General features: G+C 67.7%; 2 protein-coding genes. Both read left to right on the top strand.

From position 1 onward, the window contains the following. On the top strand, window positions 1-1,075 hold a 1,075-nt coding region (locus tag GR328_RS26415), incomplete at its 5' end, for an S-(hydroxymethyl)glutathione dehydrogenase/class III alcohol dehydrogenase (protein WP_160888615.1). A 14-nt stretch (window positions 1,076-1,089) separates the two neighbouring features. Further along, the coding region (gene fghA / locus GR328_RS26410) for an S-formylglutathione hydrolase (protein ID WP_160888614.1) at window positions 1,090-1,922 on the top strand (833 nt) is incomplete at its 3' end.

The raw sequence follows: 1,922 nt of genomic DNA, 5'->3' as shown, positions 1-1,922 counted from the left end.
GCCTTTGACGATTGAGACGATCCGCCTGGAGGGCCCGAAGGCGGGCGAGGTTCTGGTGGAGGTGATGGCGACCGGCGTGTGCCACACCGACGCCTACACCCTGTCGGGGCTCGACTCCGAGGGCAAGTTCCCGGCCATTCTCGGCCATGAGGGCGCGGGCATCGTGCGCGAGGTCGGTCCGGGCGTGACCACCCTCAAGCCTGGCGATCACGTGATCCCGCTCTACACGCCCGAATGCCGCAGCTGCAAATCCTGCCTGTCGCGGCGCACCAATCTGTGCACAGCCATCCGCGCCACCCAGGGCCAGGGCCTCATGCCCGACGGCACGAGCCGGTTCCGCTGCGACGGCGAGACCGTGTTCCACTACATGGGCTGCTCGACCTTTGCCAACTTCACCGTGCTGCCCGAGATCGCGCTCGCCAAGGTGCGCGAGGACGCCCCCTTCGACAAGATCTGCTATATCGGCTGCGGCGTCACCACCGGCATCGGCGCGGTGATCTACACCGCCAAGGTCTGGCCCGGCGCCAATGTGGTGGTGTTCGGGCTCGGCGGCATCGGGCTCAACGTGATCCAGGGCGCGCGCATGGTCGGCGCCGACAGGATCATCGGTGTGGACATCAACCCCGCCAAGCGCGCCATGGCCGAGAAGTTCGGCATGACCGACTTCATCAACCCGAAGGAGATCGGCAACGACAAGGTGGTGCAGGCGATCGTCGATCTGACCGGCGGCGGCGCCGATTTCTCCTTCGACGCCACCGGCAACACGGACGTGATGCGCCAGGCGCTGGAATGCTGCCACCGCGGCTGGGGCGAGAGCATCATCATCGGCGTGGCGGAGGCGGGCCGGGAGATCGCGACCCGGCCGTTCCAGCTTGTCACCGGCCGCGTGTGGAAGGGCACGGCCTTTGGCGGCGCGCGCGGGCGCACGGACGTGCCCAAGATCGTCGACTGGTACATGGAGGGCAAGATCAACATCGACGACCTGATCACCCACACCATGCCGCTCGACGAGATCAACACCGCCTTCGACCTCATGCACGAGGGCAAGTCGATCCGCTCCGTCATCGTCTACTGACCGGGAGACAGGCCGTGAGCTTCGAGACCGTTGCGCAGGCGCGCTGCTTTGGCGGCACGCAGTTCGTCTACCGTCACGCCTCGCAGGAGACGGGCACCTCCATGCGCCTTGCCGCCTACGTGCCGCCGCAGGCGAACGACCGTAAGGTGCCGGTGGTGTGGTTTCTGTCGGGGCTGACCTGCACGGAGGAGAACTTCACCGTCAAGGCGGGCGCGCAGCGCATCGCCTCGGAGCTCGGCCTGATCCTCGTCGCCCCTGACACCAGCCCGCGCGGCGCGGGCGTGCCGGACGATCCGGAGGGGGCTTACGATTTCGGCCTTGGCGCGGGCTTTTACGTCGATGCGACACGGGAGCCCTGGGCGCAGCACTACCGCATGCGCTCCTATCTCGAGCGCGAGTTGCCGGAACTCGTTGCGGCCAATCTGCCCGCCGACATGGCGCGGCAGGGGATCACCGGGCATTCCATGGGCGGGCACGGGGCGCTCACCATCGCCCTGAGGAACCCGGACCGCTTCAAGGCCGTCTCGGCCTTTGCGCCGATCGCCTCGCCGATGACCTGCCCCTGGGGCGAGAAGGCGCTGTCGCACTATCTCGGCTCCGACCGCTCCGCCTGGCGCGAATACGATGCCTGCGCGCTGATCGGGAGCGGTGCGCGGGTGCGCGACATCCTGGTCGATCAGGGCACGGCCGACAGCTTCCTGGAGAGCCAGCTCAAGCCGCAGCTTCTGGAGGAGGCCTGCGCAAGAGCCGGCCAGCCCCTCACCCTGCGCCGCCAGGACGGCTACGACCATTCCTACTTCTTCATCGCAACCTTCATCGAGGACCACCTCCGCTGGCACGCCACGCG

The organism is Microvirga makkahensis, from assembly GCF_009830105.1.
In the GTDB taxonomy this organism is placed as follows: domain Bacteria; phylum Pseudomonadota; class Alphaproteobacteria; order Rhizobiales; family Beijerinckiaceae; genus Microvirga; species Microvirga makkahensis.
This window is presented reverse-complemented; position numbering and strand designations above follow the sequence as displayed.